23 protein-coding genes and 1 pseudogene are annotated in these 24,507 nt (G+C 68.8%); 12 read left to right on the top strand and 12 right to left on the bottom strand.

The window, feature by feature from the left end:
- Positions 1–2: 2 nt before the first annotated feature.
- Together lnt and ASF60_RS20510 are read left to right on the top strand one after the other, a co-directional pair.
- The gene (gene lnt / locus ASF60_RS20515; RefSeq protein ID WP_056189500.1) at positions 3–1,679 is read left to right on the top strand and encodes an apolipoprotein N-acyltransferase; all 1,677 of its coding nucleotides are present in this window, start codon (positions 3–5) and stop codon (positions 1,677–1,679) included.
- A complete protein-coding gene (locus tag ASF60_RS20510; RefSeq protein WP_244478524.1) occupies positions 1,676–2,851 on the top strand; it encodes an MFS transporter in 1,176 nt (391 codons plus the stop codon). Before lnt ends, ASF60_RS20510 begins: the two co-directional genes overlap by 4 nt.
- Before the next feature lie 108 nt (positions 2,852–2,959).
- Here ASF60_RS20510 and ASF60_RS20505 read toward each other — a convergent pair whose 3' ends face one another.
- Positions 2,960–5,026, bottom strand: coding sequence for a protein meaA (locus ASF60_RS20505; protein WP_056189496.1), 2,067 nt, complete (start codon positions 5,024–5,026; stop codon positions 2,960–2,962).
- Positions 5,027–5,146: 120 nt separating this feature from the next.
- Here ASF60_RS20505 and ASF60_RS26060 point away from each other — a divergent pair.
- Together ASF60_RS26060 and ccrA are read left to right on the top strand one after the other, a co-directional pair.
- A pseudogene (locus tag ASF60_RS26060) lies at positions 5,147–5,452 on the top strand (catalase-related domain-containing protein); the annotation flags it as partial.
- 248 nt (positions 5,453–5,700) lie between these two features.
- On the top strand, positions 5,701–6,978 hold the full coding sequence (ccrA, locus tag ASF60_RS20500) for a crotonyl-CoA carboxylase/reductase (RefSeq protein WP_056189493.1): 1,278 nt from the start codon (positions 5,701–5,703) through the stop codon (positions 6,976–6,978).
- Between the two features lie 24 nt (positions 6,979–7,002).
- Here the strand turns inward: ccrA and ASF60_RS25240 are convergent, their stop codons facing one another.
- Positions 7,003–7,170 carry a hypothetical protein gene (locus ASF60_RS25240; RefSeq protein ID WP_200935790.1) on the bottom strand — a complete coding sequence of 56 codons (168 nt, stop codon included), beginning with the start codon at positions 7,168–7,170 and terminating at the stop codon, positions 7,003–7,005.
- A gap of 172 nt (positions 7,171–7,342) precedes the next feature.
- On the opposite strand from ASF60_RS25240, the gene leuD reads away from it, so the two are divergent.
- The 4 genes from leuD (at position 7,343) to ASF60_RS20480 (ending at position 10,908) form a co-directional block, all read left to right on the top strand.
- Positions 7,343–7,945, top strand: a complete 603-nt coding sequence (leuD, locus tag ASF60_RS20495; protein WP_056189704.1) for a 3-isopropylmalate dehydratase small subunit — start codon at positions 7,343–7,345, stop codon at positions 7,943–7,945.
- 452 nt (positions 7,946–8,397) lie between these two features.
- The gene (locus tag ASF60_RS20490) at positions 8,398–9,558 is read left to right on the top strand and encodes a lytic murein transglycosylase (RefSeq protein ID WP_244478529.1); all 1,161 of its coding nucleotides are present in this window, start codon (positions 8,398–8,400) and stop codon (positions 9,556–9,558) included.
- Positions 9,555–9,941: a RidA family protein gene (locus tag ASF60_RS20485; protein ID WP_056189487.1), complete on the top strand. Its 387-nt coding sequence runs from the start codon at positions 9,555–9,557 to the stop codon at positions 9,939–9,941. The genes ASF60_RS20490 and ASF60_RS20485 overlap by 4 nt, the downstream gene beginning before the upstream one ends.
- A 13-nt stretch (positions 9,942–9,954) precedes the next feature.
- A complete protein-coding gene (locus ASF60_RS20480; RefSeq protein ID WP_056189484.1) occupies positions 9,955–10,908 on the top strand; it encodes an NAD-dependent epimerase/dehydratase family protein in 954 nt (317 codons plus the stop codon).
- A 46-nt stretch (positions 10,909–10,954) separates the two neighbouring features.
- On the opposite strand, the gene ASF60_RS20475 is transcribed toward ASF60_RS20480, so the two are convergent.
- The 4 genes from ASF60_RS20475 to ASF60_RS20460 form a co-directional block, all read right to left on the bottom strand.
- On the bottom strand, positions 10,955–11,290 hold the full coding sequence (locus ASF60_RS20475) for a PepSY domain-containing protein (protein ID WP_244476759.1): 336 nt from the start codon (positions 11,288–11,290) through the stop codon (positions 10,955–10,957).
- Between the two features lie 110 nt (positions 11,291–11,400).
- A complete protein-coding gene (locus ASF60_RS20470; protein ID WP_056189480.1) occupies positions 11,401–12,243 on the bottom strand; it encodes a DUF1206 domain-containing protein in 843 nt (280 codons plus the stop codon).
- 27 nt (positions 12,244–12,270) lie between these two features.
- A complete protein-coding gene (locus ASF60_RS20465; RefSeq protein ID WP_056189478.1) occupies positions 12,271–12,612 on the bottom strand; it encodes a hypothetical protein in 342 nt (113 codons plus the stop codon).
- Positions 12,613–12,781: 169 nt separating this feature from the next.
- Positions 12,782–14,227 (bottom strand): homospermidine synthase, encoded by a 1,446-nt coding sequence (locus ASF60_RS20460; protein ID WP_056189476.1) that lies wholly within the window; start codon positions 14,225–14,227, stop codon positions 12,782–12,784.
- 347 nt (positions 14,228–14,574) lie between these two features.
- On the opposite strand from ASF60_RS20460, the gene ASF60_RS25235 reads away from it, so the two are divergent.
- Positions 14,575–14,751, top strand: a complete 177-nt coding sequence (locus tag ASF60_RS25235) for a hypothetical protein (RefSeq protein ID WP_200941009.1) — start codon at positions 14,575–14,577, stop codon at positions 14,749–14,751.
- Positions 14,752–14,772: 21 nt separating this feature from the next.
- On the opposite strand, the gene ASF60_RS20455 is transcribed toward ASF60_RS25235, so the two are convergent.
- Both ASF60_RS20455 and ASF60_RS20450 read right to left on the bottom strand, forming a co-directional pair.
- Positions 14,773–15,390 (bottom strand): GNAT family N-acetyltransferase, encoded by a 618-nt coding sequence (locus ASF60_RS20455; protein ID WP_082508103.1) that lies wholly within the window; start codon positions 15,388–15,390, stop codon positions 14,773–14,775.
- A gap of 147 nt (positions 15,391–15,537) precedes the next feature.
- Positions 15,538–16,704, bottom strand: a complete 1,167-nt coding sequence (locus tag ASF60_RS20450; RefSeq protein ID WP_056189473.1) for a type III PLP-dependent enzyme — start codon at positions 16,702–16,704, stop codon at positions 15,538–15,540.
- A gap of 678 nt (positions 16,705–17,382) precedes the next feature.
- On the opposite strand from ASF60_RS20450, the gene ASF60_RS20445 reads away from it, so the two are divergent.
- Positions 17,383–18,960 (top strand): glucan biosynthesis protein, encoded by a 1,578-nt coding sequence (locus ASF60_RS20445; protein ID WP_056189470.1) that lies wholly within the window; start codon positions 17,383–17,385, stop codon positions 18,958–18,960.
- On the top strand, positions 18,957–19,451 hold the full coding sequence (locus ASF60_RS20440) for a GNAT family N-acetyltransferase (protein ID WP_156375912.1): 495 nt from the start codon (positions 18,957–18,959) through the stop codon (positions 19,449–19,451). Before ASF60_RS20445 ends, ASF60_RS20440 begins: the two co-directional genes overlap by 4 nt.
- A 67-nt stretch (positions 19,452–19,518) precedes the next feature.
- On the opposite strand, the gene ASF60_RS20435 is transcribed toward ASF60_RS20440, so the two are convergent.
- A complete protein-coding gene (locus ASF60_RS20435; protein ID WP_056189468.1) occupies positions 19,519–19,758 on the bottom strand; it encodes a hypothetical protein in 240 nt (79 codons plus the stop codon).
- Positions 19,759–19,907: 149 nt separating this feature from the next.
- Entirely contained in the window at positions 19,908–20,786 is an 879-nt protein-coding gene (locus tag ASF60_RS20430; RefSeq protein ID WP_056189464.1) for an SDR family oxidoreductase, read from the bottom strand.
- Positions 20,787–20,892: 106 nt separating this feature from the next.
- Between ASF60_RS20430 and ASF60_RS20425 the strand changes: the two genes are divergently transcribed.
- Positions 20,893–21,291, top strand: a complete 399-nt coding sequence (locus ASF60_RS20425) for a winged helix-turn-helix transcriptional regulator (protein ID WP_056189461.1) — start codon at positions 20,893–20,895, stop codon at positions 21,289–21,291.
- Between the two features lie 12 nt (positions 21,292–21,303).
- Here ASF60_RS20425 and glyS read toward each other — a convergent pair whose 3' ends face one another.
- Positions 21,304–23,400: a glycine--tRNA ligase subunit beta gene (gene glyS, locus ASF60_RS20420; protein ID WP_443136786.1), complete on the bottom strand. Its 2,097-nt coding sequence runs from the start codon at positions 23,398–23,400 to the stop codon at positions 21,304–21,306.
- 105 nt (positions 23,401–23,505) lie between these two features.
- Entirely contained in the window at positions 23,506–24,453 is a 948-nt protein-coding gene (locus ASF60_RS20415; protein WP_056189455.1) for a glycine--tRNA ligase subunit alpha, read from the bottom strand.
- Between the last annotated feature and the right edge of the window lie 54 nt (positions 24,454–24,507).

Here is a 24,507-nt window from a genome sequence, read left to right as displayed (position 1 = left end):
GCATGACGTCGAGCGTCGTGGGACGCGCCGGTTACGGAGCGGCGACGGGGCCGCTCGCCGCCCTGGCGCAGTGGGTGATGCTGACCGCAGGCTGGCGCCGCATCGCCGTCGCCATGGCGGCCGGCGCCGCCGGCGCCCTGGCGATGCCGCCCTTCGGGCTGTTTCCCGCCCTCGTCGTATCCCTGTGCGTCGCGGTCTGGCTGATCGATGGCGCCGCCACCGGACGCCGGGCCACGCGCGGGGCCGTCCTCGCCAGCGCGGTGATCGGTTGGGCCTGGGGGTTCGGCTATCTCACCGCGGGTCTGTGGTGGCTCGGATCGGCTTTCCTGGTGGAGGCCGAGGAGTTCCTGTGGGCGCTGCCCCTGGGTGTCGTCGGCCTGCCGGCGGTACTGGCCCTGTTCTACGCCCTCGGCTTCGGGCTCGCCCGGCTGCTGTGGTCGCGCCGGGCACTGCGCATCGTCGCCCTCGCGCTCGGCCTGTCCGCCAGCGAGTGGCTGCGCGGGCACCTCTTCACCGGGTTTCCCTGGAATACGCTCGGCATGGCGCTGGGGCAGAACCTGTGGCTGATGCAGGGCGCGTCCCTGGTCGGCCTCTATGGCCTGACCCTTCTGGCGATCCTCATCGCGGCCGCCCCCGCGACCCTGGCGGTGGCGGACAGCGCGCGCGGACGCTTCGGGCCGCTGGTCCTCGCCGGCTTCGCCCTGGCGGCCCTCGCGGGATTCGGCGCCGCGCGGGTTCCGGCCGCCGCCGATCCGATCGTGTCGGGCGTGCGCCTGCGCCTGGTCCAGCCAAATCTCAACCAGGACGCCAAGTTCCGGCCCGAGAACCGTCAGGACATCCTCGACCGCTACCTCGAACTCAGCGACCGCGCCGCCGCGCCCGACCGTACCGGCATCGCCGACGTCACGCACGTGATCTGGCCGGAATCGGCCTTTCCGTTCCTGATCCAGCGCGATCCCGAGGCCCTGGCCCGGATCGCCGCCGCCTTCCCGCCGGGCAAGCAGCTCATCACCGGGGCGGCGCGGGCCGAAGTGCCGGTGGGCGACGCGCGTCCGCGCTTCTTCAACAGCATCCTGACGATGTCGGCCGGGCCGAAGCTCGGCGACATCTACGACAAGGTCCACCTGGTGCCCTTCGGCGAGTACCTGCCCGGACCCCTCGACGCGACCCTGCGCGCCCTGCACATCCGGCAGTTCGTCTCGATCCCGGGCGGCTTCACCGCGGGCGACCGGGCGACCCAGCGGATCATGACCATTCCGGGCCTGCCCCCTGTGGCGGCGACGATCTGCTACGAGGCGATCTTTCCGGGCGCGATCGTGCCGGGCGCCACGCCGAACGGGCCGCCGCCGGTTCCCGGCCTGATCCTCAATCTGACCAACGACGCCTGGTTCGGCGACACGCCGGGGCCACGCCAGCACCTCGCCCAGGCGCGTCTGCGTGCCGTGGAGGAAGGGCTGCCCCTGGTGCGCGACGCCAACACCGGCATTTCGGGCGTGATCGACGCCCATGGCCGCATCACCGCCAGCCTGCCGCTCGGCGTCGAGGGCGTGCTCGATGCCGACCTGCCGACCCGGCTCTCCGGGCGGACGCTCTATGCCCGCCTCGGCGACCTGCCGTTCGGGCTGGTCTGGATCGGGGGTTTCCTCACCACCCTGGCGGTACGGCGGCGCAGCGCGTGAAGACGACATCTCCGACGCGAGCCCGGCCGATCCTTCTCGGTCTCGGCATCCTGCTGGTCGCCTTCAACATGCGCCCCGCCCTGACCACCGTCGGCCCGCTGCTGGAGCGCATCCGCGCCGAGACCGCCCTGAGTGCCGCCGGGGCGGCCCTGCTCACCACGCTTCCGGTGCTGTGCATCGGTCTCGCCTGCACCCTCGGTCCTTTGGTGATGCGACGCTTCGGGGCCGATCGCGGCGTGCTGCTGGCGGTGGCGATCGTGGCGCTGGGTTCGGGCCTGCGCGGCCTCGGGGGGCTCGGGCCGCTCTTCGTTGGCGCCTGCCTCGCCGCCTTCGGGATCGGCCTCTCGGGTGTGCTCCTGCCGGGGCTGGTCAAGCGCGACTTCCCGGGACTGACCGGATTCGTCACCGGCCTCTACACCATGGTGCTCTGCCTCGGTGCGGCGGCGGGGGCGGGCCTCGCGGTGCCCCTGGCCAACCAGCTCGGAAGCTGGCCCGTGGCCCTCGGGGTGTGGGCGCTCCCGGCCATCCTGGCAACCGTCGCCTGGGCGCCATTCGCGACGGGCGCCGATGCGCAGGCCGGACACGCGCGCCGGATCTCCCTGTGGCGCGACCGGATCGCCTGGCAGGTCACCGGGTTCATGGGCCTGCAATCGTCGCTGGCCTACATCATGTTCGGCTGGTTGCCCCTGGTGTTGCACGACCGGGGGCTCAGCGCGGTCGAGGCCGGGTTCGTGTCCTCACTGATGAGCATCGGGCAGGCCCCGGCGGCGCTGCTGGTGCCATCCTTCGCGGCACGGGTGCGCGACCAGCGCGGCTTCGCCGCCGGGCTTCTCGGCCTGTGCATCGTCTCGCTCGTGACGCTGGTCTACGGGCCGCTGTCCTGGGCACTTCCGGTGGGCATGCTGCTCGGAGCGGGCCTCGGCGGGCTGTTCGGCCTCGGCCTCACCATCATCGTCCTGCGTGCCCGCGATCCGGCCGCCGCCGGCAGTCTCGCGGCGATGTCGCAGAGCGTCGGCTACACCCTGGCCTCGCTCGGCCCCCTGAGCTTCGGTCTGGCCCACGACCTGACCGGCACCTGGGCCGCCTCGACGGCCCTGTTCTGCGCCATCGCGATCGCGGCGTTTCTGTGCAGCCTGGGCGCGGGACGCGACCGCTATGTCGGGCGGGGCTGAGCGGCCCCGAGACCTCAAGATTACGGGCTGGCGCATCGACCAACGGGCCAGACCGTCAGGGCCGATCGGCTGCCCGGAGGGGCCAAAAACCCTCCGGGCGGGCTTGGCTCAGAACACCTTCTCGGCGGTGTCGCCGCGCGGGGTCGCCCCCGCGACGCCGGCCTTGGCGTCGGCCTGCTCGGCGGCGCGCTTGTCGAGGGCGCGTTCCACCACCTTGGCGATGCCCACCATGATGGTGTCGAGGACGTAGTCCTTCGGGGTGTAGACCGCCGTCACGCCCATGTTCTTGAGCACCAGTTCGTCGTCCGGCGAGATGATGCCGCCGACCACCAGCGGGATGTGATCGAGCCCGGCCTCGCGCATCTTGGCCCGGACGTCGCGCACCAGCGGCACGTGGCTGCCCGAGAGGATCGACAGCCCGACCACATGAGCGCCCGTGGACTTCGCCTTGGCGACGATCTCGGCCGGGGTCTGGCGGATGCCATCATAGGTCACGTCGAAACCGACGTCGCGGGCGCGCAGCGCGATCTGCTCGGCGCCGTTCGAGTGGCCGTCGAGGCCCGGCTTGCCGACCACGAGCCTGGGGGTCTCGCCCAGGCGCTCGCCGAGATCCGCGATGAGCAGTTTGGCATCGGCGGCGGCGCCCGACGAGATGGTCTCGAGGGTGACGCCGGTCGGGGCGCGATACTCGCCGAAGACCTGGCGCAGGCGCTCGCCCCATTCACCGGTGGTGACGCCGGCTTTCGCCGCCGCGATCGACACCGGCATGATGTTGGCGCCGGAACGGGCGGCCGCTTCGAGGTCGTCCAGGGCCTTGTCGACGGCCCGGCCGTCGCGTTTGGCGCGCCACTCGCGGATGCGCTGTTCGGCCTCCATCTCGACCGTCTCGGAGACGGTGAAGATCGCCCCCTCGCCGGCGGTGAGGGGCGAGGGCTCGCCGGCCTGGAACTTGTTGACGCCGACCACGACCTGATCGCCGGCCTCGATGGCGGAGATGCGCTTGGCGTTGGACTCCACCAGCGCCCGCTTGAGGGCGCCGGTCTCGACGGCCGCCACGGCGCCGCCGATGCCGCCGATCTCCTCCAACGCCTTGCGGGTCTCGGCCTTCAGGGCCTCGACCTTGGCATCGATGACCTTCGAACCGTCGAAGATGTCGTCGTATTCGAGCAGGTCGGTCTCGAAGGCCAGAATCTGCTGCATCCGCATCGACCATTGCTGGTCCCAGGGGCGCGGCAGGCCCAGCGCCTCGTTCCAGGCCGGAAGCTGCACGGCGCGGGCGCGCGCCCGCTTCGACAGGGTGACGGCCAGCATTTCGATCAGGATGCGGTGGACGTTGTTTTCCGGCTGCTGCTCGGTGAGGCCGAGGGAATTGACCTGGACGCCGTAGCGGAAGATCCGCTTCTTCGGATCGGTGATGCCGTAGCGCTCCTGGGCGATCTCATCCCAGAGTTCCGAGAACGCCCGCATCTTGCAGATCTCGGTGACGAACCGCATGCCGGCATTGACGAAGAACGAGATGCGGCTGAACACGTCGGCGAAGCTGGCTTCGTCGAAATCCGGGTCGTCGCGCACCGTGTCCAGCACCGCGATGGCGATGGCGAGCGCGTAGGACAGTTCCTGCACCGGCGTCGCCCCGGCCTCCTGCAGATGGTAGGAGCAGACGTTCATCGGGTTCCACTTCGGCACTTCCTTGGTCGTGAACAGGATCACGTCCTTGGTCAGGCGAAGGGAGGGTGCGGGCGGAAACACGTAGGTGCCGCGCGACAGGTATTCCTTGATGATGTCGTTCTGCGTGGTGCCCTGGAGCCCGGCGAACGGCGCGCCTTGCTCCTCGGCCACCGCGAGGTAGAGCGACAGCAGCCACGGTGCCGTGGCGTTGATCGTCATCGAGGTGTTCATCTGCTGCAGCGGAATCTGGTCGAACAGGGTCCGCATGTCGCCGAGATGAGCGATCGAGACGCCGACCTTGCCGACCTCGCCGCGCGCCAGCTCGTGGTCGGGATCATAACCGGTCTGGGTCGGCAGATCGAAAGCAACCGAAAGACCGGTCTGCCCCTTGGCGAGGTTGCCCTTGTAGAGCGCGTTCGATTCCTTCGCGTTGGAATGGCCCGCATAGGTGCGGATGATCCATGGCTTGTCGCGCTTGATCTCCGCAACGCCTGCCTGTCCGCTCATCCCCGAAGACTCCCTGAGACTGAATTTGATGTGATCTAAAATTGAATTTGATTGTTCTCGATCACTTGCCGCGCACCCTAGCGAAGCGCGTGGGCGGCGTCATCAGGACGAACGGCCCGGATGCTCACGGTTGCGCGCCTGCAACGATCGCCCGTTCTCGGCCTGCCATTCACGGCGCAGTGGTCGGCTGCCCGATCCGGGCGCGGAGCTGATTGCGGTTGGGACGGCAGACCGACGGTGATCGCCGCGGACCTGTCGAACGCGATCGCGCAGGGCGATGGCGGCCGCGATTCCAGGCCCGACGCCGGCGGCCGTCAGCGCCTCATCCAAACCATCGTCAGCGCGATGGGCGACAGCTCGCGCGGCATCCGGGAGCGGCTGATTGGACATTGGTACAAGGTGCACCCCGACTTCGGTCGCGGCGTCGCCGAGGGCCTGGGCATCGCCGCCCGTCAGGAGATCGCCGAAGAAACCTGTGGGCAGCGAGCCTTAAAGGTCCGTGGCAAAAGCATAATATTGAATACAGGAAGGCGTCGGTCCGGCCGGCGCCTTCTGCTTGTGGATCGCAAGGTTTCTTGCGCGCCAACGAAAAGATTCTTGGCCGTTGGGGCTCTTGGACGGCTTCGGGTTCGCCGATATAGCGGACAGCACAAGAAGTCACGGGGAGAGCCAAGATGGCCGCGAGCGTTGCGTCGAGCACGACTGAAATCAAGGACCTGTACGAGATGGGCGAGGTCCCGCCCCTCGGTCACGTGCCGGCGAAGATGTATGCCTGGGCGATCCGGCGCGAGCGCCATGGACCGCCGGAGCAGTCGCATCTGCTCGAAGTCCTCCCGGTCTGGGAGATCGGCGACGACGAAGTGCTCGTCTACGTCATGGCCGCCGGCATCAACTACAACGGCGTCTGGGCCGGCCTCGGCGAGCCGATCTCGCCCTTCGACGTGCACAAGGGCGAGTACCACATCGCCGGTTCGGACGCGTCGGGCATCGTCTGGAAGGTCGGCGCGAAGGTGAAGCGCTGGAAGGTCGGCGACGAGGTCATCATCCACTGCAACCAGGATGACGGCGACGACGAGGAGTGCAACGGCGGCGATCCGATGTTCTCGCCCTCGCAGCGCATCTGGGGCTACGAGACCGGGGACGGCTCGTTCGCGCAGTATTGCCGGGTGCAGTCGCGCCAGCTCATGGCCCGTCCGAAGCATCTGACCTGGGAGGAGGCGGCCTGCTACACGCTGACCCTCGCCACCGCCTACCGCATGCTGTTCGGCCACGCCCCCCACACCGTGCGCCCGGGCCAGAACGTCCTGGTCTGGGGCGCGTCCGGCGGCCTCGGCGTGTTCGCGGTCCAGCTCTGCGCGGCCTCCGGCGCCAACGCCATCGCGGTGATCTCCGACGACACCAAGCGCGACTACGTCATGAGCCTCGGGGCCAAGGGCGTGATCAACCGCAAGGAGTTCGATTGCTGGGGCCAGTTGCCGAAGGTGAACAGCCCTGAATACAACACCTGGCTCAAGGAGGCCCGCAAGTTCGGCAAGGCGATCTGGGAGATCACCGGCAAGGGCAACGACGTCGACATCGTGTTCGAGCATCCGGGTGAATCGACCTTCCCGGTCTCCACCCTGGTGGCCAAGCGCGGCGGCATGATCGTCTTCTGCGCCGGCACCACCGGCTTCAACATCACCTTCGACGCCCGCTACGTCTGGATGCGCCAGAAGCGTATCCAGGGCTCGCACTTCGCCCATCTCAAGCAGGCCTCGGCGGCGAACCAGTTCGTCCTCGACCAGCGCATCGACCCGTGCATGAGCGAGGTCTTCCCCTGGGACAAGATTCCCCAGGCTCACACCAAGATGTGGAAGAACCAGCACGCCCCGGGCAACATGGCCTGCCTCGTCAACGCCCCCCGCGCCGGTCTGCGCACGGTCGAGGACGTGGTCGAGGCCGGAAAGCGCTAAGGTCCGGTACCCGACACCAGACAATCACCTGCCCTTTTCGGAGGGCAGGTGCTTGGCGTATTCCTCGCGCTCTTCCTTCTGCTTGATCAGGTCGGCGTAGGCTTGGCGCATCTCGGGGGAGACCGACACCGTGCGGGCCTTCTCCTTCTTGCGTTTCGGCGCCTTCTTGAACTGGTTCGTGGTCTCGCTCATGGCTGTTCCCCTGGTGTTGCGCACAGCATAGGCCCGATGGGCGACGATCGCGAGACGCGAAGCCCCGTCTTTCGGCCTCGGCGCCCGCCTGATAGAGGTCGGCCCACATGCGGCACCTGCCTTGTCCGGGGATGAGGCCGCCGCCCATCGCGAGACCACGGCGACCGGCATCATGGACAAGTTCACCACCCTGGAGGGCGTCGCGGCGCCCATGCGGATCATCAACGTCGACACCGACCGGATCATCCCCAAGCAGTATCTCAAGACGATCAAGCGCACCGGCCTCGGCAAGGGCCTGTTCTCCGAGATGCGCTACCGGGACGACGGCTCCGAGAACCCGGATTTCGTCCTCAACAAGCCGGCCTATCGCAACGCCCGGATCCTCGTCGTCGGTGACAATTTCGGTTGCGGCTCGTCGCGCGAGCACGCGCCCTGGGCCCTGACCGATTTCGGCATCCGCTGCGTGATCTCGACGAGTTTCGCCGACATCTTTTTCAACAACTGCGCCAAGAACGGCATCCTGGCGATCACGGTCTCGCCGGAAGACCTGGAGAAGCTGTTCGAGGATGCCGAGCGCGGCTCCAACGCCACGCTCTCGGTCGATCTCGAAGCCCAGACCATCAAGGGTCCGGACGGCGGCACCCTGCATTTCGACATCGATTCCGGTCGCAAGGAAAGCCTGCTCAACGGCCTCGACGAGATCGGCCTCACGCTGAAGCGAGCGCCCAAGATCGACGCCTACGAGGAGAAACTGGCGGCGCGCGGGTTCGCCTGAGGAGCTGCGGCAAGACGCCTCCCGGCAAGACCGGGCGATCGAAAGTCCGTGGCGCTCCGTCATTCCGGGGCGCCGCAGGCGAGCCCGGAATCCATAGCCGCCGACAGTGTAAGGCCTGGTACCACCTGAGTTTCTGGATCCCGGGCTCCGCTGCGCGGCCCCGGGATGACGCAGTGCTCCGCGTGGTTTCCGCCATCATATCTGCATTCTACCTGAGGCTGTGTTGGGGGGGCTGCTGTACGCTGCGCGCAGATTCAACAGGGTGAGTTGGCCAAGCGATACCCAACCACTCCAAGAGCACCAGGCCATCACCCCAACGAATCGGTCTCGCCCTCAACCGTTCGTTAACCCTGGTATCGCCTGAATCGCCGCTCACGATCGATGGGTACGTAGTGGCGGAGAACACGATGGCATTCGGCCGACCGGGCAAGACGGCGACCCTCTCCCTCGGGATGGCTGCGGCCCTCCTGTCGATCTCCGCTCCGGCGCGGGCCGATTTTCAGGGCTGCCTCGCCAACCTCCAGGCGCAGGCCGCGGCGCAGGGCATCTCGGCCCAGACCTTCCGGGCGGCCACCGCCGGCATCGCGCATGACGAGAAGGTGCTGGAACTCTCCCAGGCCCAGCCCGAGTTCAAGACTCCGATCTGGGACTACATGGCCGCCCTGGTCGACGAGGAGCGCGTCGACGACGGCAAGGCGGCGATGCGTCAGCACGCGCAGGCGCTCGCCAACGCGGAGGCGCGCTACGGCGTCGACCGCCACACCATCGCGGCGGTCTGGGGCGTCGAGTCGAATTTCGGCAAGAACCTCGGCAAGATGCCGCTGGTCCAGTCCTTCGCCACCCTGATCTGCGCCAATCATCGCCGGAAGGACTTCTTCAAGGGCGAGCTGATGGCCACCCTGAAGATCATCGAGCGCGGTGACATCGACCCCTCGCGCCTCAACGGCTCCTGGGCCGGCGCCTTCGGCCAGACCCAGTTCATGCCCACCACCTACCAGCGCCTCGCCGTCGACGGCGATGGTGACGGGCGCCGCGATCTGGTCGATTCGGTGCCGGACGCCGTCGCCTCCACGGCCAACTTCCTGCGCGTCGCCAAGTGGAACAACGGCCAGCCCTGGGGCTACGAGGTCAAGGTCCCGCGCGGCTTCAACGCCGGCGCCGCCGGGCGCAAGAACAAGAAGCCGGTGGCGCACTGGGCCTCCCTCGGCGTCACCCGCGTCGACGGCCGCCCGCTCTCGGGCGACGGGCCGGCGGGTATCCTGCTGCCGGCGGGCAGCGACGGGCCGGCCTTCCTGGTGACGAAGAACTTCGACGCGCTCTACTCCTACAACGCCGCCGAATCCTATGGTCTGGCCATCGCGGTGCTGTCCGATCGCCTGCGCGGCCGCGCGGGCATCCAGGCGGAGTGGCCGACCGACGATCCGCCCCTGTCCCGGGCCGAACGCCGCGATCTCCAGGCCCGCCTGACCAAGCGCGGCTTCGACGTCGGCGAGCCGGACGGCAAGGTCGGGTCGAAGACCCGCGACGCGATCAAGGAGGTCGAACGTAGCCTCGGCATGCCGGCGACCGGCCGTCCCGGTGCCAAGGTGCTGGAGGCGCTGCGGCGCGGATGAGTGCGCGCCGCCTGATCAGCTCGGGGTCGCCCTACGAGACCGCCTACGGCTATTCCCGTGCCGTGGTGCAGGATGGCTTCGTGTTCGTGGCCGGAACCACCGGCTACGATTACGCCACGATGACGATGCCGGAATCGGCGGAGGATCAGGCCGAGGCCTGCTGGCGCACGATTGACGCCACGCTGGTGGACGCGGGGTCGTCGCTGGTAGGGATCGTGCGGGCGACCTATTACGTCACCGATCGCGCGGATGCCGAGGCGGTGCTCGGAATCTGTGGGCGGGTGTTGGCCGATGTCCGGCCGGCCGCCACCATCGCCATCGTGGCGGGCCTGCTGCGCCCCGAGATGAAGGTCGAGATCGAGGTCACCGCGAGACTGCCCTAGGGAGAACCCGATCGTGGTCGCACGGCTGATCGCATTGACGGGCGCCACCGGATTCATCGGGCGCCACCTGCTCCACAGTCTGTCGCAGCGGGGCTATCGCGTGCGGGTCCTGCTGCGCCGGCCGGTCGCGATGCCGGAGGGCGCCAGCAGCGCCGTGGTCGGGGACCTGACGCGGCCGATGAACATGGCGGCAGCGCTCGCCGGCGTCGACGCGATCGTGCATTCGGCCGGGCTTGCCCATGCGATGTCGGGAACGCCGGAGGACGACTTCCGCGCCTCGAACACCGAAGCCACGCTGCGCCTCGCCGAAGCCGCCGCCCGCGCCCGCGTGAACCGCTTCGTCTTCCTCTCGTCGATCCGGGCCCAGGTCGGCTTCGCGGCGTCCGGCATCGTGACGGACACAGACCTGCCGGCGCCGACCGACCCGTACGGACGCTCGAAGCGCGATGCCGAGGCAGCCCTGGCGGGGACCGATCTCGACTGGGTCGCCCTGCGACCCGTCCTGGTCTACGGAGCCGGCGCGAAAGGCAATGTCGCCCGCCTGATGCAACTGGCCCGCTCGGCGGCGCCTCTGCCGTTCGCGCGCCTCGACGGTCGGCGCTCGCTGGTCTCGGTCGAGAGCCTGGGCGCCGCGGTAGCGGCGGTTCTCGAAGCGCCCGGCCCGCTGCGCCGGCCCCTGATCGTCGCCGAACCCGATGCCCTGACCCTGCCGGACATGATCACGGCGTTGCGGGCCGGTCTCGGGCGTGGGCCGGGTCTGGTGCCGGTGCCGAGGAGCCTGCTCGGCCTCGCCTGCCGCCTCACCGGTCGGGAGGCCCTCTACGCCCGGCTGGCCGGCGATCTGGTGGCGCGGCCCGATGGGCTGATGGACCTCGGCTGGACTCCGGCCATCGCCGCCCGGGACGGGCTGGTGCGGCTCGCCCGGGAGAGCCTGGCCGGCCACGGACCGAACGGAAACCAGACATAAAAAAGCCCGGCACCGCGCCGGGCTCTGTCGCGAGATAAGCTGTCGATCAGCGGCGGACGTCGAGCACGTCGCCGGAGCGACTGTCGATGACCACGGTCAGGTCGTCGCCGCGACGGTCGGAGCCGCGGACGATCATCCGGGGACCGCGCCGGTCAACGCCGTCGACATCGACGAGGCCTTCGCGCCGGGCGATCCGCGCCGCCTCGCCTCGGGACAGCTCACTGCGCGGCGGACCGCGATCATCGTAGCCGCGACGGTAGCCGGGATCGACCTGGACGCCGCCGGGGCCGATGGAGATCCCCTGCGCGGAGGCGGGCGCGGCGGTCAGGCCGAGGCCGAGCGCCATGAGGCTGCCGGCGAGAATGGTCGAACGAATGGACAACTGGGCTTCCCCCTCTTGCGCGCATCGGGGCGGCACCATCGGCCTCAATACCTGGACGCACGAACTGCGCCTCAATCGACCGATGCGCGCGTTGGTTCCGTGGGCGCGACTCAGCGGACCGCCTTGAGGGCGGCCGCGACGGCGTCGTCCGTTTGGTCGATATCGGGCGCATCGATGTGGCGGAACCGCGCCTGGATCAGGCCGAAAGCTCCGAAGGCGAAATGTCCGGCCGCCACGATGGCGAGCAGGACCCAGCCGTAGGGCTGGGCGCGCAGGGCCGCGAAGGCACCGGCAAGCCCCTTCACTTCGGACGAGGCCTGATACCAGGCCGCCGCGATGAAGAACCCGCCGATGATCAGGAACGCGATGCCGCGCGCGGCATAGCCGAACTGCCCGATCGGCTTGGCCCAGCGGCAATGGTCGGCGTCGAGCTTCAGGCGGTCGGTCACGTCGCCCTTGAAGGCCTTCACCAGGAAGGCGACCCCGCCGCCCATCACGCCGAGGCCGATCAGGCCGACGAGCCACAGTCCGAACGGCTTGGCGAGGAGCCAAGCGGTCCAGTCCTGCGCCTTGTCGCCGCCGCCTCGGCTCAGACCGAGGGCGAGACTCGCGGCGGTGATCGCGAGACCGGTGTAGATCACCGCACTGAGGAGATGGGCGAGGCGCACGATGCTGCCCTTGAGCGACGTGCCGCGGCGGTCGGCGTCGGTGACGCCCTCGACCAGGCGCCAGATCGCGAATCCCAGGAGCCCTACGGCGATCAGGCCGACCAGCACGGCACCGAACGGCCCGGCCAGGACCCAGCGGATGGCGCTCTCGCTGTCGCCCGCGCGTCCCCCCCGGCCGATCGCCGCCAACAGGGCAAGGCCGCCGACCAGACAGTAAACGACGCCGCGCGCGCCGTATCCGAACCGAGCCAGACGCTCGATTGTGTTGAGTCCAAGTGAAAACACGGCGCTTCCTGGTATTCCACGACTGGTTCAGTCGGAGGAACGCGCAGCCTTGCCAGATAGTGCCACGTAGAAGCCGAGGCCGTCGCCAGCCGGCAGGGTCTGCAGGCGATCGACCAAACCCTTGCGCTTGGCGTCGAGCAGAAGCCGTCCGATCGGTTGGAACAGGGTTTCGCCGCCGCCCTCCGGCGGAGGATCGAGACGGAGCGCCACCGTCTTGCCCTTCCCGAACCGGCTGCGCTCCAGCATGTCGGCAAGCGACGCTTCCGCCGTCGGTCGGTTCACCCCGCGCAGGTCGAGCACCGATTCGGCGTCGGTGACGCCGAGCGAGCCACGCAGCTTCGCGGCATAGAAATCTTCGAAGTGAGGCACCGGGCAATGCAGTCCTGGCTGGAGACGAAGACGGATCTGCGCGTCAGAGCGCGATGCCATCGTAGACGCCTGTCAGTCCAGCGCACAACGGGGTCGGGGTGCGTCGTGTCGGGTTCAGTCCCCGGCACCAACGGTGCGCCGGGAACCGATCAGGCGAGTCGCAGGCCGATCAGCCGTGAACGAGCACGTTCCGGAACTGCCACGGATCGCTGGTGTCGATGTCCTCGGGGAACAGGCCCGGGCGACCGGTCAGCGGGGTCCAGTCGGTATAGACGCCGACGACGGGGCCGAGATACGGGGTCTGCACCTCGAGGCAGCGGCGGAAATCCATCTCGTCGGCCTCGACGATGCCGGCCTCCGGGTTCTCAAGGGCCCAGACCATGCCGGCGAGCACGGCCGAGGTCACCTGCAGGCCGGTGGCATTCTGGTAGGGGGCGATGCGGCGGGTCTCTTCGATGGAGAGCTGCGAACCGTACCAGTAGGCGTTCTTGGCGTGGCCGTAGAGGAGAACGCCGAGCTCGTCGATGCCGTCCACGATCTCGGTCTCGTCGAGGATGTGGTGCTTCTCCTGAACCTTGCCGCCATTGCCGAACATCTCGTGCAGCGACAGGACGGCGTCGTTGGCCGGGTGGTAGGCGTAGTGGCAGGTCGGGCGGTAGGCGGCGCGCTCACCCTCCAGCACGGTGTAGTAGTCGGAGATCGAGACGGCCTCGTTGTGCGTCACCAGGAACCCGAACTGCGACTGGGCGGTCGGGGTCCAGGAGCGCACGCGGGTGTCGGCGCCGGGCTGAAGCAGGTAGATCGCGCAGCGCGACCCTTTCTCCTGCTCGCGGGCGTTGTCGGGCTTCCAGGTCTCGTGGGTGCCCCAGCCGAGTTCGGCCGGCTGGTTGCCTTCGGAGACGAAGCCTTCCACCGACCAGGTGTTGACGAACACGCCCATGGGCTTGGCCGACTTGGCGCGCTGGGTGTCGCGCTCGGCGATGTGCACGCCCTTGACGCCGACCTCGCGCATGAGCGCGGCCCAGCCGGCGCGGTCCTTCGGCTCGGGGGTCTTCAGCCCGAGATCGCCGGCGACGTTGAGGAGCGCCTGCTTGACGAACCACGAGACCATGCCGGGATTGGCGCCGCAGCACGAGACGGCGGTGATGCCGCCCGGGCTCGCCGCGCGGGCGTCGAGGATGTCCTGGCGCAGGGCGTAGTTGGTGCGGTCGCCCTGGCTCTTGTTCTTGTCGAAGTAGAAGCCCGGCCAGGGCTCGGCCACGGTGTCGATGTAGAAGGCGCCGAGTTCGCGGCACAGTTCCATGATGGCGCGCGACGAGGTGTCGACCGAGAGGTTGACGCAGAAGCCCTGGCCGCCGCCCTCGGTGAGGAGGGGCGTCAGGATTTCGCGGTAGTTCTCCTTGGTGAGCGCCACCTGCTCGAAGCGCAGGCCATGCTTGTCGGCCAGCGGCTTGTGCGCGTCGGACGGCTCGACGACGGTGAAGCGGGCCTTGTCGTACTCGAAGTGGCGCTCGATCAGCGGAAGGGTGCCGCGCCCGATGGAGCCGAAGCCGATCATCACGATGGGGCCGGTGATGCGGCCGTGGACGGGCCAGGAGGTTGCGGCTTCGGTCATCAGCACTCGATCCTTCTCATACTCAATTCGTCGTCATCGCTCGGCGAGCGCCGTGCTTAGGCGCCGCAAATGACGAACAAGCGACGGGCTCAGTGACGTTTGCGGCCCGCAGGGTCAACTCCCCGACCGGATCGGCGTCCACCCGCGCGACGGGCCGGGCTCGACGCAAGGGTTACGGAACCCTAAATCGTCCCATGTGTCGGACGCGGGTCGCCGTCCCACCGCAACGGATTGCAGACCGCCTCGGACGCTCCGATATTGCACTGCAACAGAACAACGCCGATCCCCGTCTTCAGAGGGGTCGACAGCGAGGAAGCGTCCGTCCCTCGACGCCACGGACCGCCGCTATGCTTTCCCTGATCACCGCACGCCTTTCCGCCCCCGTCGACGAGCCGATCGATCGCGATCCCGGCATCATTACGCTGGCCGCCTCCATCCTGCGCATGATGGGCCGTCGCCACGACGCCGCCTTTCAGCGTCGCTGCGAACTCGCCGCCAAGGCCGAGCATCACTCCGCGATCTGAGGTGCGGCGTCGGGCCGACCGTCAGGCCACTCGTCGTCGCGAGGCCGCACCGGCCTCGGCGAATGGCCGCTCGCCGATGTTCGGTTCGGCGATCGGCAAGGCCACCACGTCCGCTGTGTTCGTGCGATCGGGTGCCGAATCATCCCAGGCTCCGGTGGCTCGCACGATGCCGCGCGCGCCCGATAGAGTCTCCGGCCGCAATTCGAGCCCGAGCAGGCGATCGCGCTCGAACGGACCAGGCATGAACAGCCCCTCCGCCAGCGCCGGCGAGAAGCCGAAGCGCGCATAGTACGGCGCGTCACCCATCAGCAGCACGGCGCCGTGACCGAGGATCGTCGCCCGGCGCAGGGACGCGTGCATCAGCATCGTGCCGAGACCGATCCCCTGAAGGGATGGATCGACAGCGAGCGGGCCGAGCAGCAGGGCGGACCGGCCGAGGCCGGCTTCCACGTGCCAGAGGCGGACGGTGCCGATCACCCGGTCGTCCCGCTCGGCCACCAGGGCCAGCCCCTCGGCCGGAAGACGCCCCTCGCGCAGGCGCTCGGAGGTCTTCAGGCGTCGCGCCTCGCCGAAGCAGGCGTCGAGCAGGCGTTCCCGGGCGACGAGGTCGGCGGGTTTCTCATCACGGATCTGGACCAAGGCCGCACCCTTCCCGAACGTTGGGCAGGCGACGAAACGATCCGGGCGCTATCGCGGAGGATGCGCACGGGGCGAGCATGTGGGGAGCCACCGCCGGGCACCCTCCAGCGAGGGTGCCCGGCCTGTGCGTCACGACCGTAGAGCGGTTCAGATGACGTATTGCTGAAGGGGCGGGAAGCCGTTGAACGCCACCGCCGCGTAGGTGGTGGTGTAGGCACCCGCGCCCTCGATCAGCACTTTGTCGCCAATCGAGAGCGAGACCGGCAGCGGATACGGCACCTTCTCGTAGAGCACATCGGCCGAATCGCAGGTCGGGCCGGCGAGGACGCAGGGGGTCATGCGGTCCTCGTCGTGCTCGGTGCGGATCGCGTAGCGGATCGACTCGTCCATGGTCTCGGCCAGACCGCCGAACTTGCCGATGTCGAGATAGACCCAGCGCACCTCGTCCTCGGCCTCCGACTTCTTCGAGACCAGCACGACCTCGGCCTCGATCATGCCGGCATTGCCGACCATGCCACGGCCCGGCTCGATGATGGTCTCGGGCATGTGGTTGCCGAAGTGCTTGGTCAGCGCGCGGAAGATCGCGTCGCCGTAGGATTCCACGCCCGGCACTGCCTTGAGGTACTTGGTCGGGAAGCCGCCGCCGAGGTTGACCATCGACAGGCTGATGCCGCGCTGGGCGCATTCCTCGAAGATCATGGCGGCGGAGGCCAGTGCCCCGTCCCAGGCCCCGGTGTTGCCCTGCTGCGAACCGACATGGAAGGAGACGCCGTAGGCGGTGAGGCCCTGGCGGTGGGCATGCTCCAGCACGTCGACCGCCATCTCCGGCACGCAGCCGAATTTGCGCGAGAGCGGCCACTCGGCCCCGGCCCCGTCGCACAGGATGCGGCAGAACACCTGCACGTCGGCGCCGTCGATCCCTGACGCGTCGGCGGCGCGGGCGATCTTCTCGACCTCGGCCTGGCAATCGACGGCGAAGAGGCGCACGCCGAGCTTGAGCGCACGGGCGATGCAGCGCTCCTTCTTGATGGTGTTGCCGAACGAGACCCGGTCGGCGGTGGCGCCGGCGGCGAGCGCCATCTCGACCTCGACCACCGAGGCCGTATCGAAGCAGGAGCCCATCTCGGCGAGCAGGCGCAGCACCTCGGGAGCCGGGTTCGCCTTGACGGCATAGAACACGCGGGTGTCCGGCAGGGCGCGCGCGAACGCGGTGTAGTTGTCGCGCACGACCTCGAGGTCGAGCACCATCACGGGGCCTTCGTCCTGGCCCATGTCGCGGCGGGCGCGGAGGAAATCGCGGATACGATCGGTCATGGTCGTTCCAACCCACAGGTTCGCGGCCGCCCTCACGGGGCGCGCTGTCGAATGTCAGGACGACGCGAGTCGTCCGGCGTCTGGGGGCGCTGCGTCGCGACGCATCGCGTGCTTTGGAGACACGCGAAGCGCAGCGGGCGCGAGAGCACCCGGAAGCTGCCTTGGATTGGAAGGGAGGACCCCCACCGCACGCCGGGCAAAGAGAAACAAGCCTCTTCGGTGCCGGCCTTTGGAGGGCCGACGAGACCAAAAAAGCCCGTTCGTCGTTGCTTTAAGCTGCGTCCCCCGTGGAGAGCGGGGTTCGCCGGTTTCGCCTCCGGCTGCCGGTTGTTGTCGGGGTCCGGTGTTGCCACCTGGATGCCGGCCGGAGGGAATCCACCCTGTCGACCATCGATCCTTTAAGACCCCTGGCGGCTGTCCGGCAGTTGGCCGGATGCCCACCAACCGACACGCGGCCACAGGCACGTGCGAAATTGGGCAAGGCGCATATACGGTCAGGGCGTTCCGGCCACAAGGGAAAGCCGTGTTTTTCACCAACCTTCTGCTGTGAGCAGCCAGGGCTGTTGCATAAACGCCGCGCCGGTTTTCTTGACCGCGCCGATGGGCTCTTCCCAAGGGGCCGCGGACGGGCCATCAAGCGCACGGTTTTCACGCGTGGACGCACCGGGTCGCAGGCCAATGACAGAACTCAACCGGCGCTCCGTCGTCCAGGGTCTGGCGGCGACCGCGGCCTTCGTCGCGGGTACCGCGGAGGGGCAGGCGCAGCCGCCGGACCGGCGGCCCGAAACCCCGTTCGGCTTCGCCGATGTGGAGCGCCGCGCCAGCGACCTCGCCAAACTTCCCTACGACGCCCGGATTCCGGCGCTGCCGGCGCCGATCGCCAAGCTCGACTACGATGCCTGGCGCGATATCCGCTTCAAGCCCGACAAGGCGTTTCTGGGGGAGGGGAGCCCGTTCCGGCTCCAGCTCTTCCACCTCGGCTTCCTCTACAACCGCCCCGTGACGGTAAACCTCGTGCGCGGCGGGGTGGCGACGCCGATCCCCTATCAGGCCAGCCTCTACGACCTGGGCCGGACCAAGCTCGACCGGGCGCTGCCGCTCGATCTCGGTTTCGCGGGAATCCGCATCCATTCCCCCCTGAACAAGCCGAACCTGCTCGACGAACTGATCAGCTTCCTGGGGGCGAGCTACTTCCGCTTCCTCGGGCGCGACCAGCTCTACGGACTGTCGGCGCGCGGCATCGCGGTCAATGTCGAGGGCGTCGGCGGACCCGAGGAGTTCCCGGTGTTCCGCGAATTCTGGGTCGCCCAGCCCGAGACCAATGCCGATGCGCTGGTCATCGACGCGCTCCTCGACGGTCCCTCGCTGACGGGCGCATTCCGCTTCACCGTGCGGCCGGGCGACGAGACCAGCGTCGGCGTGACGGCGACGCTGAACCCGCGGGTCGATCTCGCCACGGTCGGTCTCGCGCCGCTGACCTCGATGTATTTCATCGGCGAGAACGACCACAGCCACACCGACGATTACCGGCCGGAACTCCATGATTCCGACGGGTTGCAGATCGCGGCGGGCAGCGGCGAGTGGCTGTGGCGCCCGCTGGAGAACCCGGCCGCGCGCCGCATCTCGACCTTCGCCGACCGCGACCCCAAAGGCTTCGGGCTGCTACAGCGTGACCGCCACTTCAAGGCCTATCAGGACCTGGAGGCCTCCTATAGCCGACGCCCCGGCTACTTCGTCGAGCCCGAGGGCGCCTGGGGCGAGGGCGCCGTGATGCTGATGGAACTGCCCACGGATACGGAGGTGAACGACAACATCGTCGCCTGCTGGCGGCCGGCTCAAGCCTATCCGGCCGGGACGCCGGTGCGGCTCGCCTACCGGGTGCGGACGGTCGGCGGCGAGACCCTGCATCCCGGCGGGCAGGTGGTGAACACCTTCAGCGTAGCGCCGGTGGCGAGCGGAACCGCGAAGGCCGCCGAGATCAAGGGCGGTCTCGTACGCCGCTTCCTCATCGATTTCGCCGGCGGCGAACTCGGCTATTACCGTCCCGATCCGGCCAAGGTCGAAATCGTGGCCGGGACCTCGGCGGGCCGGATCACCGCCACCTCCCTGGTGCCGAATCCGCATATCGACGGCTTTCGCGCCGCCGTGGATGTGGCTCTCGAATCGACCGGGCAATCGACCGATCTGCGGGCCTTCCTCAAGGCGGGCGGCCGCGCGCTGACGGAAACCTGGACCTGTCCCTGGACCGCCACGTGAGCGCGCCTTCGCCGAAGGCGGAGCCGCCCCCCATCGTCACGCTGCGGGTCGCCACGCCGGCCGACCTCGACGCGCTGGTCGCCCTCGAACATGCGGCCTTCGCCGGTGACCGGGCCGAGCGCCGCTCCATCCGGCACGCCATCCGGTCGCCGAGCATGACCGTGCTGGTGGCGATCATGGATGACGGGGCGGAGCAGGACATTCTGGTGGGCGCGGCCACCCTGGAGCGGCGGCGCGGCAGCCGCAACGCGCGGCTCTCGTCGATCGCGGTCTCGCCGCTGCGGTCGGGTCTGGGCCTCGGCAGCCGGATACTCGACGGCGCCGAGGACGATGCCAGGGCTCATGGCTGCACCCGGCTGCGCCTCGAGGTCCGGGCCGACAACGGCGCCGGCATCCGCCTCTATGAGCGCCGCGGCTACGTGCGGTTCGCGGTCATTCCGGATTATTACGAGGATGGCATGGAAGCCTGGCGCTACACCAAGGACCTCTGAACGGACATGACCCGCCCCGGCCAAGGCCGGAACGGGTCATGGATCGAGCCGGACTAAAGCGACGATATCAGTCGCAGCTTTCCTTCGTGACCGTCTTGCGGTCGCCGAGGTCGTTCTCCTTGGTCACCGTCTTGGTGGAGCAGCCGTCGCTCGACTCGCGGCGCTCGACCGTGCGGCTCTCGGAGGCGGGGCGATCGACGACCACGGTGTCGGGCGCATCACGGCGGATCACCGTGGTTTCGGCCTGGGCGGCGGAGGCACCGAACAGCGTTGCCAGGGTCAGGGCGGCGAGAACGGGGTGGCGCATGGATAACTCCCAAGTTGAAACTGCCGCCACAACGGAGATCGCCTTCAAACCGTTCCGCTTAACGCGGAGACATCTTGATCAATGGTTACGAATACGCGCCGAGCGTTGACGTTGCCCTGGTTGCGTCGGCGCGCATTCTGACAATCGACTCAACCAAGGGCAGCAGCGAGCGTCGTAGCAAGGGGAGTCGTTGGCCGTCCGATCAGGGCACGCAACGCATGGCCCGCGTCGAACAGGGCGTCTTTGGCGGCGCCGGCATCGGAATCCGCGAGCAGACTCGCCAGCCCCTCGGGGAGCCCCGCGGTCAGGAGGGCCGAGCGGTAATCCGCCGCCGTCAGATCCTGATAGCGCAGCGGTCGGCCGGAAATGCGGGCGGCTTCGGCGGCGAAGTCCGCCAGGGTGTAGGCCGCGTCGCCCGCCAGTTCGTAGGTCCGGCTCTCGGACGATCCGGCGGTCAGCACGGCAGCCGCAGCCTCGGCGTAGTCGACTCGCGCCGCGCTGGCGATCCGTCCCGCGCCGGCGCTTCCGAACATGACGCCCCGTGCCAGGGCAGCCGGGAGGGCGGCGGCGTAGTTCTCGGTGTACCAGCCATTGCGCAGGAGGACGGTCGGCACACCCGACTCCGCCAGGGCCGCCTCGGTGGCCCGATGTTCCTCGGCAAGCGCGAGGGGCGAGGTGTCGGCCCGCAGCAGGCTGGTATAGGCGATCACTTTCACGCCCGCATCGACGGCCGCCGCGATGACGTTGCGGTGCTGAACGACGCGCGACCCGACTTCGCTCGACGAGATCAACAGCAGGCGATCGATGCCCGCGAAGGCGATGCCGAGGGTATCCGGCGCCGAGTAGTCGGCGACCCGGACCTCGACGCCACGCGCCGCCAGGTCCTGCGCGGCGGGCGTGTCGCGGTTGCGGACGCCGGCGACGATCGTACCGGCTGGCACTGCGCGCAGCAGCGCCGCGATGACAAGACGTCCGAGTTGACCGGTGGCTCCGGTGACGAACAGGCGCGGGGACGGGGTCTGCGACATGGCTGGGCTCCTGGTGGTTTCTTTCCGACACAAGGTCTATAAAAGAGACCGCCCAGGCCCGTAAGACGGCAGGTTTTTGTGTCCAGGTTACCGTGGAGGAACCACCATGGCCGAAGGGCCGGACCTCGCCCGCAAGTTCGCGTCCTGGCAGGATCTCGGCTTCGACCCGGACCATTGCCCGGTCCGCGACGTGCTGAGCCATCTCGGCGACAAGTGGACGACGCTGATCATCGCCGCGCTGGCCGGTGGCACGCAGCGGTTCGGGGCGATCCATCGGGTGATTCCCGACATCTCGAAGCGGATGCTGACGCAGACCCTGCGCGACCTGGAGCGGGACGGGCTGGTGAGCCGTCGCGTGTTCCCGACCAGCCCGCCGAGCGTCGCATACAGCCTCACGCCGCTGGGCGGCTCGCTGCTCGATCCGCTCGGTGTGCTGGTCGAGTGGGCGGAGCGGAACCACCCCGCCATCCGCGCGGCCCGGACGCGCTTCCGGGCCGATCCTTGAGCGGCGGGGCGCTCAGCCCTCAATGCGGGAGAAATCCGCCACTTCGCGCGTCGCCGCCCGCAGAGCATTGAGCAGGGCGAGGCGGTTCCGGCGCAGGTCCGCATCGTCGGCATTCACCGTGACGCGCTCGAAGAACGCGTCCACCGGCGCGCGCAGGGTCGAGAGCGCCTGCATGGCCCCGGCAAAATCCTCAGCCGCCACCGCCGCCGAGGCCTTTTCGCGGGCTACCGCCAGAGCCTCCGCCAGGGCGCGCTCCTCCGGCTCACCCGTGGCAGCCAGCGCCGCATCCGGGGCGGCGTCGTAGGTGCGACCGTCCTTCTTCTCCTCGATGCGGAGAATGTTGGCGGCGCGCTTGTAGCCGGCGAGCAGATTCTTGCCGTCATCGGTCTCCAGGAACGAGCCCAGCGCCTCGACGCGGCGCACCACCATCAGGAGGTCGTCCTGCCCGGGCAAGGCGAACACCGCATCGATCAGGTCGTGGCGGGCGCCCTTGTCGCGCAGGTAGACTTTGAGGCGGTCGGCGAAGAAGGCGAGCAGACTGGCAGCGTCCGCGTCGCTCTCGCTCAAGGCAGCGTCCGCCTCAATCCGCGGCGTACCGCCGTAGTTTCGCAAGCCATCGGCTGCCGCCTGGTATCCGTCGCGTGACAGGGACAGCTTGACGGTGTTCTCGATCAGCAGCCGGATCACGCCGAGCGCCGCGCGCCGGAGGGCATACGGGTCCTTACTGCCGGTCGGCTTCTCGTCGATCGACCAGAATCCCACCAGGGTGTCGAGTTTGTCCGCGAGCGCCACCGCGACCGCGACCGGATCGGTCGGAACCCGATCGGAAGGGCCAACCGGCTTGTAATGATCTTCGACCGCCGCCGCGACGCTCGGCGCTTCGCTCTGGAGTGCCGCGTATTTGCGCCCCATCAAGCCCTGCAGCTCGGGAAACTCGCCGACCATCTCGGTGACGAGGTCGGCCTTGGCGAGCGTCGCCGCGCGCTCGGCCAGATCCGGGTCGGCCCCGACCAGGGGCGCCAGTTCACGCGCCAGGGCGGCGATGCGCTGCACCCGCTCGCCCTGCGTGCCGAGCTTCTCGTGGAACACGATGCTGTCGAGCTTGGGCAGGCGGTCTTCCAGCCGGATCGCCTTGTCGGTCTCCCAGAAGAACTTGGCGTCCGACAGGCGCGCCCGCACCACGCGCTCGTTGCCGGCCGTGATGGCGAGGCCGCCATCGCTGGCGACGAGGTTCGATATCAGGATGAAGGCGGGCGCGAGGGTGTCGGTGCCGGCCAGGCGCAGGACGAAGCACTTCTGGTTGGCCCGGATGGTGGCCCGGATCGCCTCGGCCGGGATGTCCAGGAAGGTCTCGTCGAACGAGCCCATCAGCACCACGGGCCATTCCACCAGACCGGCGACCTCCTCCAACAGGCCCTCGTCCTCCACGAGTTCGAGGCCGCGCGCGAAGGCGAGGTCGCGGGCATCGTGCAGGATGATGTCCTTGCGGCGCTCCACGTCGAGCACGACCTTGGCGCGCTCCAGGGCCTGGACGTAGTCGTTGAAGCGCCGGACTTCGATCGCCTCGGGCGCGAGGAAGCGGTGGCCGTAGGTGGTGGTGCCGGCGACGATGCCGTCGACCGCGAACGGCACCACGTCCGGGGTCTCGGTCTCCGGCCCGAAAGTGGCCACGATGGATTGCAGTGGCCGCACCCAGCGCAGGGCGCCCGGCTGCGCCGAGGCCTTGCCCCAGCGCATGGATTTCGGCCACGGGAAGCTGCGGATGATCTGCGGCAGGATCTCGGCCAGGACGTCGAGGGTCTCGCGGCCCGGCCGCTCGATCACCGCCACGTAGAACTCGCCCTTCTTGGGGTCGGTCACGATGGTGGCCTGGTCGAGGCTCGCCAGCCCCGCGCTCTTGAGGAAGCCCTGGACCGCTCCCTCCGGCGCGCCGACCCGGGGGCCCTTGCGCTCCTCGCGCACGTCCTGCCCGCGCGGCGGCAGGCCGGCCACGTGCAGCGCCAGCCGGCGCGGCGTCGCGAAGGCCTTGGCGCCCTCGTAGAGGAAGCCGCGCTCGATCAGAGCGTCGGTGACGAGCTTCCGCAGATCGTCGGCCGCGCGCCGCTGCATGCGGGCGGGAATCTCTTCGGAGCGGAGTTCGAGGAGGAGGTCGGGCATGGGCGGGGCGTCCGGGAAGATGTTCGAGAAGGCGAGGAGCGTTGGCAGCGCGATGGGTCAGGCCGCCCCGCCGCCCGCCGTGCGCAGGTACGCCGCCCCGCAGGCCTTCGCGAGTTCGCGCACCCGGAGGATGTAGCTCTGACGCTCGGTCACCGAGATGACGCCGCGGGCGTCGAGCAGGTTGAAGACGTGGCTCGCCTTGATGCACTGGTCGTAAGCCGGCTGAGCCATCCGATGCCGATCGGACTCGCCCGTGGGTGCTCCCGCGTCGAGGTAGGTCCGGCAGGCTTTTTCCGCGTCGGTGAACTGGCGGAACAGCATCGCGGTGTCGGCAGCCTCGAAGTTGTGGCGCGAATATTCCTGCTCGGATTGCAGGAAGACGTCGCCATAGGAGACTCGCTCGTCGCCCGTGCCGCCGTTGAAATTCAGGTCGTAGACGTTCTCGACGCCCTGGACGTACATCGCCAGGCGCTCGAGCCCGTAGGTCAACTCGCCGGCGACCGGCGCGCATTCGATGCCGGCGACCTGCTGGAAGTAGGTGAACTGGCTCACCTCCATTCCGTCGCACCAGCACTCCCACCCGAGCCCCCAGGCGCCCAGCGTCGGGCTCTCCCAATCGTCCTCGACGAAGCGGATGTCGTGGAGCTTCATGTCGACGCCGATGGCATCGAGGGAGGCGAGGTAGAGTTCCTGCAGGTTCGGCGGATTGGGCTTCAGGATGACCTGGAACTGGTAATAGTGCTGCAGCCGGTTGGGGTTCTCGCCGTAGCGCCCGTCCTTGGGCCGGCGCGAGGGCTGCACGTAGGCGGCCTTCCACGGCTTCGGTCCCAGTGCCCGTAAGGTGGTGGCCGGATGGAAGGTGCCGGCGCCCACCTCCATGTCGTAGGGCTGCAGGATGACGCAGCCCTGCGCCGCCCAGAACCGCTGAAGCGTCAGGATCAGGCCCTGGAACGAAGTCTTGGGCGCGAGATCGACGGCGCTCGACAGGGGATTGGCGCTCGACATGGGTCTTCCGGTCCGTGGAGGGACGGCCAGCGTTTAAGAGGCCGGTCCGGGGTG

This window comes from Methylobacterium sp. Leaf113 (assembly GCF_001423325.1).
In the GTDB taxonomy this organism is placed as follows: Bacteria; Pseudomonadota; Alphaproteobacteria; order Rhizobiales; family Beijerinckiaceae; genus Methylobacterium.
This window is presented reverse-complemented; position numbering and strand designations above follow the sequence as displayed.

What these genes read in the sequence shown, in the direction of transcription:
- lnt (WP_056189500.1), top strand. Translation starts at nt 3, where the DNA reads ATGACGTCGAGCGTCGTGGGACGCGCCGGTTACGGAGCGGCGACGGGG.
- ASF60_RS20505 (WP_056189496.1), bottom strand. Translation starts at nt 5,026, where the DNA reads ATGAGCGGACAGGCAGGCGTTGCGGAGATCAAGCGCGACAAGCCATGG.
- ccrA (WP_056189493.1), top strand. Translation starts at nt 5,701, where the DNA reads ATGGCCGCGAGCGTTGCGTCGAGCACGACTGAAATCAAGGACCTGTAC.
- ASF60_RS25240 (WP_200935790.1), bottom strand. Translation starts at nt 7,170, where the DNA reads ATGAGCGAGACCACGAACCAGTTCAAGAAGGCGCCGAAACGCAAGAAG.
- leuD (WP_056189704.1), top strand. Translation starts at nt 7,343, where the DNA reads ATGGACAAGTTCACCACCCTGGAGGGCGTCGCGGCGCCCATGCGGATC.
- ASF60_RS20490 (WP_244478529.1), top strand. Translation starts at nt 8,398, where the DNA reads ATGGCTGCGGCCCTCCTGTCGATCTCCGCTCCGGCGCGGGCCGATTTT.
- ASF60_RS20485 (WP_056189487.1), top strand. Translation starts at nt 9,555, where the DNA reads ATGAGTGCGCGCCGCCTGATCAGCTCGGGGTCGCCCTACGAGACCGCC.
- ASF60_RS20460 (WP_056189476.1), bottom strand. Translation starts at nt 14,227, where the DNA reads ATGACCGAAGCCGCAACCTCCTGGCCCGTCCACGGCCGCATCACCGGC.
- ASF60_RS25235 (WP_200941009.1), top strand. Translation starts at nt 14,575, where the DNA reads ATGCTTTCCCTGATCACCGCACGCCTTTCCGCCCCCGTCGACGAGCCG.
- ASF60_RS20450 (WP_056189473.1), bottom strand. Translation starts at nt 16,704, where the DNA reads ATGACCGATCGTATCCGCGATTTCCTCCGCGCCCGCCGCGACATGGGC.
- ASF60_RS20445 (WP_056189470.1), top strand. Translation starts at nt 17,383, where the DNA reads ATGACAGAACTCAACCGGCGCTCCGTCGTCCAGGGTCTGGCGGCGACC.
- ASF60_RS20435 (WP_056189468.1), bottom strand. Translation starts at nt 19,758, where the DNA reads ATGCGCCACCCCGTTCTCGCCGCCCTGACCCTGGCAACGCTGTTCGGT.
- ASF60_RS20430 (WP_056189464.1), bottom strand. Translation starts at nt 20,786, where the DNA reads ATGTCGCAGACCCCGTCCCCGCGCCTGTTCGTCACCGGAGCCACCGGT.
- ASF60_RS20425 (WP_056189461.1), top strand. Translation starts at nt 20,893, where the DNA reads ATGGCCGAAGGGCCGGACCTCGCCCGCAAGTTCGCGTCCTGGCAGGAT.
- glyS (WP_443136786.1), bottom strand. Translation starts at nt 23,400, where the DNA reads ATGCAGCGGCGCGCGGCCGACGATCTGCGGAAGCTCGTCACCGACGCT.
- ASF60_RS20415 (WP_056189455.1), bottom strand. Translation starts at nt 24,453, where the DNA reads ATGTCGAGCGCCAATCCCCTGTCGAGCGCCGTCGATCTCGCGCCCAAG.